Raw genomic sequence first — 6,650 nt, forward strand, 5'->3', positions numbered from 1 at the left:
AGAAAGAAGTACGGTCTCAAGGCTGCACGTCGTGCTCCTCAGTTCTCAAAGAGATAATCAGACTTATCTCAAATCGCCGTATTTTCGGCACTTTCCAGACCTTGCAAATTCGTCGTGGTCTTTGTTTGGTCTTTATCGAAAAGTTTTTAAAAATCCGTCTCGTTTATCGGGACGGATTTTTTTGCTCTTATGAGAGTTTCAGCGTTATAAGATCAGCCACCTTTGACTTAGTGGATTTCAGTACATCAGCGTAGATGGCGGCCGTAATATTGATATCACGATGTCCAAGATGTTCAGAAACTACTTTTAGGTCAACTCCACTGTTCAGTAAAAGCGTGGCATTGCAATGACGAAGTTTATGCAGTGTAAGTTTTTCGAACTCAGTCCCCTTAGTAAAGCGTTTCAAAGAATGATAGACTGAACATCTGTCACGATAGTTTCCTAAAGCTGATGTGAATACCATTTCAGGGTGTTTAAACTTCTTTCCAAGTGCTAACGACAGCTTATCAATATATGCTTTCTGCTCCTTGAAAATAGATGCAAGAACTTCGCTCATACCGATTACTCTGCGACTGCTTTCTGTTTTAGGTGAGCCGAGCTTGTGTTTACCACCGATATCGGTCAGATTATGGTTGATCGTTATGGTCATTTCCTCAAAATCAATGTCCTCCCACATCAGTCCCAGACATTCTCCCGAACGCATTCCTGTGTAGAGAAGCACCTTGACGATACGCTTAAAGTCCTCATCCCACGGTTTTACGGCCAACAGTTCAATCAAACGCTTGATCTCGTTCTCGTCAAGAGACATTTTCTTCTTCTCGTCCCTTTTCTTCGGAAGAATAACGTTGTGACAAGGTGATTCACGAATAAAGCCCTGTTCAACACCTCTGCGGAATATACTCTGTAACACAACATACAACTTCTTTATTGTTTGAGGGTTCAGATTATAGGATTTCATGATCCTCGTCAGCTTTGGGGTAGTGATATCTTTAAGCTTCATATTTCCTAGGACAGGCTTTAAATGTTTTTTATACTGTCCATTATAGGTGTAGGCGGTACTTGGCTTCAGCTCAATAGGAGCATAGTTCTCGAAATACCAGCCAGCAAGCTCAGAGAATCGCATACTCTCATTCAGTTCAGTGTAATCCTTGCACTTGTTTTCAAAGTCGTATGCGAATTGTTGTGCAAGTTTCTCCGCTTTCTTGGATGTAACGCCTTGTGGCGGTTTAAACGTGGTTGATTTTACAATCTGTTTGTGTTCTGTATCATATCCGAGGGAAACTTTTATTCTAAAAGTATCTCCTCGCTTAGTAATAGTAGCCATTTGATATTCTCCTTTGATATCTTAGATTATGGCATACTCCTGTAGCTATAATCATATCGCACAATCAGCTAAATGTCAAGTAACTTAACCAACATTTCAGGAATATGCCATTGATTCTTTTTTTACTCTAACTCTTTAATTCTTGTTTTACCCAATTTAAAGCGCTCAAAATCGTCTGATAAGCCACGGGCAGTTATGAAATCCCTTGACTTTTTCAGTTCATTAGTGAGATGTTCTTCACGATTGAGGCTTTTGATTTTGGTTCTGATGCTTTCTCTCTCCTTTCTGTAATCTAAATATTCCGATGAAAGTGCATCAAACTGCTTTTTCATGGTTTCAAGCTCCTGAACGGCAGTATCACGCTCCTTCCTGAGCTTACTGATGTTCTTCTCCATAACAACATATTTCTTGGCTGTATCACTGAGCCTGTCATAGTCTGCTTTTGAGAGCGTAACTTTCTTTCCGAATACAGATTCTCTGGCTGCGATATTCTCGATCTCACCGATACTTACTTTCTTCTTTGAAAGTTTTTCAAACTCAGCTGCTGTCTCGTCACATTCAGCTGTCAGCTTCTCTATCTCAGCATTCAGAGTATTGATCCTGTCCTGATGCTCACCGTATTCCTGAACAGTATAGCTGTAGCCTCTTGACTTCTTCGGTGCTGATATCTCGATACCATGAGCAGTGCAGATGTCATGAAGTACATCCCACTCACTTAGTCTCCAGCGATTGATAGCATTTGCTCCTGTACCATGTCCCATTTCTTCGAGTGCCTTTGCCATAGCATTTCTGGTATCAAGCCCTCTGCTGAAATGTCCGACAGGGATATAGTCAATGTGAAGATGCGGTGTAGCTTCATCAAGATGCATCACTGCATTAAATACATGAAGGTTCGGATTCCTTTCCTGAAAACCTTCCATGTATTCACGCAGACATTCTTTTGCTGTTTCAGCATCCGCTGAATCAACTCCCGTATTGTCCCTGGTTCCAATCTGAACCAGATCCTCATAGAAGCTCTTTTGCTTATTAGCTCCTGTAATAACACTCTTACTTGGTTTACGACTGAAAAGATGTTCGAAGTAATCGGATATCTTTCGGTCGTTTCTTTTCTGATGAGCGTTATACCTTTCTATCGCTCCGTCAAAGAGCTTCCTGTAGGTTTCGCCCAGATCCTGACAAACAAATACGACGTTGTCAGCCGTTCTGGACTTGTCGATATTCCTGGCAGTGAAATCCCGATTGTTATGTGACAGGCTGCCTTTACCCTGACACATCGAGATGGATTTTTCGCTCATGGATCATCTCCTCCTTCATCACGTCTGACAAGGGCGAATGAACAGCGCCGGGCGCTGTTTTTACTTGCGGTATGCCGCCAGTAACCCCATAGCACTTTTGACAGCCTAACAGTCCATCAAAAATGCTAACGGGGCTCTGCGAGGCTTTTATCGGTCCACGATACGGAGATCGTGTCTGCCAAAGCTGATATCTCAGCAACTGTATCCATCATCGAAAGCCGACCATCTTTATCGCAGTTTATGAACTCCATACAAAGATGTTCTGCATGATCGAGATGATGCAGTGAATATATGAAACGCTTATCACATTCTTCGTCTGGCGACTTCGGAGCTAATGCTCTCCAGTCACGCATCAGCCGGTAATAATCGTTCAGTATTCGCCATGCCTGTTTCTCCCATTCTTCATAAGCTCTTTTTTCATCTGCACGTTTCTGATATTCAGTCACCTCAGTCTCAGTCGGAGCTTTACCTATTTCGATGTTCAGACAATAATCATCATTGAGTTTTTTTGCAGCATCTATAGGTTTGTTCAGACTGAACATTTTCTGTGTGAACCCGATAACATCAACATGCTCTCCACAGCCAAAGCAATGAAAATTATCGTTATATATTTTGGCAGAGGGAGTGCGCTCGTTATGAAAAGGACACAGTGTCATTCCACTGCGGTTTACATCAAGTCCATATCCCTCCGCTACAGTTTTCATATCGACTGCAGACCTTATCTGATCAAATACTGTCAAGCGCAGTTCTGGAAATACTTCATAAGATCTGCTTTATTAATGAGTATCTTACCACGGACACCCTCACCTGTGCGGATATATTTGAGCTTATTCTGAGCCACGAGCTTACGGACTGTATGCTCAGAAAGTCCTTCGATAAGCTCAGTACATTCCTTTATAGTGAGCATCTTTACCTTTTCAGGCTTTGATTCATTTGGTGCAGGAACTCTTTCAACAGGCTCATCGTATGCGATAGCCGTCATAATCTCCAGTACCTGATCAAGCATTGATTCTTTCTGTTCTCTTGTTAACATTAACATTCTCCTTTCGAATTATACGTGATTTGATTAGTGTGAACTTTAAGCATTTTAGACACAATAGACACTATAGGTCTATTGTGCTTAAAGTGTTTATTGTGCGTAAAGGTTCGGATTGAAGTGGAGATTGATTCCACTTCGGTTACAGCCGTTCTGCGCAGGAGCGATCTCGCTTTTCAGATAGCCGTATTCTTCAAGTACTGCTATCACCTCAGAAAACTCCTGTGCGTTTTTAAAGAGCCTGCACCGACATATCCTGTAAAGATCATTCTGTCTTATCTCGGAAATATTCTTAGATCTGACCTTTGCGAGAATACGCTCTGCCTGTATTGTCTGATTATCGGCATCACCAAGTCCATATGCGTATATCGCCTGTAATCGGAAATAATGACCTATCTCGATAGCGTTGCACATGGTATCATGTGATACCCTGACTTCATCCGGCTTCTCACCGTTCAGCACTGCTTTTATACAGTGAAGAATACCGCATATCCTTAACACCAGTCCGTGAAACTTGCCTCCCCAGTCGGCACAGAATGCCATATCTGTGAGAAGCTGCTGTTCCACAAACTTGTCATGCAGGAATACATATTCTTCTTTTGCCTTATCATCAAGAAAAATAAAGCTTTCATCCGTCTGCCCGAGCTCAAAGCGCCTGAATTTATAACTCAGCAAAGCGTATATCAGGCGTTTATACTTTTCAGCAAGTTCATCGGGAATAGGTTCGGTATCATATTTCCGCATACCTCTCAGGTCTTTAGGGAAGCAGTAAACAAGACGAGCGAGAAAACCGCTTCCCCTGAATGCCATATTTCCTATCATGTTATCCCAGACATATGGCTGACAGGCAAGGCATATTGAAACATAGGGCTTATAGAGAATAATACTCTCACGGGTAATACGGTCGCTTATGAAGGTTTCTCCGTTCCACGATTTAAGAAGCAAATCAAGGTTTGGTGCACTGCCGGTGTTGTATCTGCCGTTGAAGTTTCCGAGAGAGCCAGCCTCATCAGACATCATCATAAGCGTTCCGTTTATAGACAGCTGTCTGACAAGTGATTCAGGCGTAATATCATCGACTATTATACGGCGGAAATCTGCATTGGTAATATTACTCAGTTCCATTGAAAGCCTCGACATCTCCTTTGTATCGGCATCTGGATTCTTCTCCAGAGCTGACAGTTTGTTTGCTAGGACTTTTTTCTTTGCCTTATTCTCCAGTATCATCTCCTTATTTTTCTCATTGTACTCCCTTACAAATTCCTGATATGGCTGTGATATGAGTTTCATTACAGGCGACTTCTTGAAGCTCGCTTCTGCAACGATAAGACTGTCAATCACAAGCGGTTCATTATGATCCTTCTTTCCTGCGATACGGTACTGACCTGAAAAGCAGTAACTTATCATAGAAAGTATTGCCGTAGCAGCCATTGATACATCTGTTGATGTAGTCTCAGCAACGGCGCATGCCATATCTCTCAATACAGGCGGCAGTGCTGTTACGGGGAAATCTATCATATTTGCTCTGTTCCCTTTTAATGGTGTAGGCTTTACCCACTGGATCTCATGGCCCAATTCATCATCATCATCCTTTCTGAATAGATTTAAAAGCGCTTTTATGTATTTATGTTCAAGTGCTATAATGCTTAAAGTGTTTATTGTGCGTATGTGTTCGGGTTGAAGCAGACTCGTTTATGATATACATAATACGCTTCTGACCTGAGTCGGCAAAACACCGAATCAGCTTATCATCATCATCAACGTGACTTTTAATGTATCAGATGTATCCCTATAACAACAGAACACTCTCTACTTTTAAAGGTAAAAAACAAGCAAGTTGATACCCTCCTATCTGAAACATTTTCAGTTCACTGTAATTTACCCTCACTTTTAAAGCCGAAAAAAATAGGTGGTGCTAACCTTCCTATTGAAATATTGTCCCTACACTTTTAAAGCCGAAAAAACAGCAAGATGGACGAATAAAATTTTGAAAAAATGCTCTATTTTCAAATATTTCTCTCTTTTGTACAAATCTTAGCTTAAAAATATGCGGTACTTTTTTGCAGTTTTAATTCATGAATTTTATCCCTCACTATTTAAAGGTAAAAAATCAAGAAGTGGACAACTTTAATTTTTCAAAAAAGGGCACTTTTTAAGAAATTTCTCTCTTTTGTACAAATCTGTGTTTAAAAATATGTGAGACTTTTTAGCAGTTTTTATCCTGTGATTTTATCCCTACACTTTTAAAGCCGAAAAAATGAGGGGGTTATGCGTTTTTGTTTCATAATAATATCGGGTAACGAAACGAGACCTCATCTATATTTGATGGTGAACAGAACGTTCACCGTTAACTTTACAACAAAAATGGCGCCCTGATTTAGGGCGCCTGCATCGAATATGATCTATTATGATTAATGAATTTATATGTTAGTCTTGCAAAATAAGGGTGTTGCCATTTTGGCAATACCTTTGTTGAATTGTGAAATTATCGACTATTTAGGAGAAAAAGGTATGTCTCAGTCCTGTTTCGGGATTGAAATAGTTCAGATTCGCTCCAGCGAGAACAAATCGTTCTGTCAGATATCTTGATAAGTTCCTGTTTTTGAGGTGAATTTTCAATAATAAAAAAACAAAAGTCGGATTTCACGACTTTAAAAGTAATGACACAGCCACATCAAAAAGAAGTAACGATAGGTATGTCACGTCATTGAAATACAGTATTCAATGCAGTAATATATTTAATCAAAATAACAAAATTAATACTTGAAAGAAACAAGGGATTATGATATAATTGTTAAAAATAAATTATTTCTAAAACTGCTTAGTCTTTTTCGAAAAAAATGGTACTAATAAGTAAAGGGGTAAAACAAGTGCACCTGAGAGGAGGTCCCGATGGATAACGGTGAAAGTAGCTACCGCCGTTTCCTTGCGGGCGACAACGAGGGAATGCTTGAAATAGTAGATGAATACCAGACAGGGCTGATGCTTTATCTGA

The 6,650-nt window shown here is 40.4% G+C and carries 5 protein-coding genes; all 5 read right to left on the reverse strand.

Translation table 11 applies throughout. The features are described from left to right. Nucleotides 1-187: 187 nt before the first annotated feature. Nucleotides 188-1,324 (reverse strand): site-specific integrase, encoded by a 1,137-nt coding sequence (locus Q0R37_RS14640; RefSeq protein ID WP_294755315.1) that lies wholly within the window; start codon nt 1,322-1,324, stop codon nt 188-190. A gap of 122 nt (nt 1,325-1,446) precedes the next feature. Then, nucleotides 1,447-2,619 carry a plasmid recombination protein gene (locus Q0R37_RS14645; RefSeq protein WP_294755316.1) on the reverse strand — a complete coding sequence of 391 codons (1,173 nt, stop codon included), beginning with the start codon at nt 2,617-2,619 and terminating at the stop codon, nt 1,447-1,449. A 125-nt stretch (nt 2,620-2,744) separates the two neighbouring features. Next, nucleotides 2,745-3,359, reverse strand: coding sequence for a CHC2 zinc finger domain-containing protein (locus Q0R37_RS14650; RefSeq protein ID WP_294755317.1), 615 nt, complete (start codon nt 3,357-3,359; stop codon nt 2,745-2,747). Continuing rightward, nucleotides 3,356-3,652, reverse strand: a complete 297-nt coding sequence (locus Q0R37_RS14655) for a helix-turn-helix domain-containing protein (RefSeq protein ID WP_294755318.1) — start codon at nt 3,650-3,652, stop codon at nt 3,356-3,358. The genes Q0R37_RS14650 and Q0R37_RS14655 overlap by 4 nt, the downstream gene beginning before the upstream one ends. Before the next feature lie 96 nt (nt 3,653-3,748). After that, nucleotides 3,749-5,230: a YfjI family protein gene (locus Q0R37_RS14660; RefSeq protein WP_294755319.1), complete on the reverse strand. Its 1,482-nt coding sequence runs from the start codon at nt 5,228-5,230 to the stop codon at nt 3,749-3,751. Nucleotides 5,231-6,650 lie beyond the last annotated feature (1,420 nt).

The organism is uncultured Ruminococcus sp., from assembly GCF_946415235.1.
Classification (GTDB): Bacteria; Bacillota; Clostridia; order Oscillospirales; family Ruminococcaceae; genus Ruminococcus.

Coding starts and splice junctions, on each gene's coding strand:
- Q0R37_RS14655 (WP_294755318.1), bottom strand. CDS start 3,652: ATGTTAACAAGAGAACAGAAAGAATCAATGCTTGATCAGGTACTGGAG.
- Q0R37_RS14640 (WP_294755315.1), bottom strand. CDS start 1,324: ATGGCTACTATTACTAAGCGAGGAGATACTTTTAGAATAAAAGTTTCC.
- Q0R37_RS14645 (WP_294755316.1), bottom strand. CDS start 2,619: ATGAGCGAAAAATCCATCTCGATGTGTCAGGGTAAAGGCAGCCTGTCA.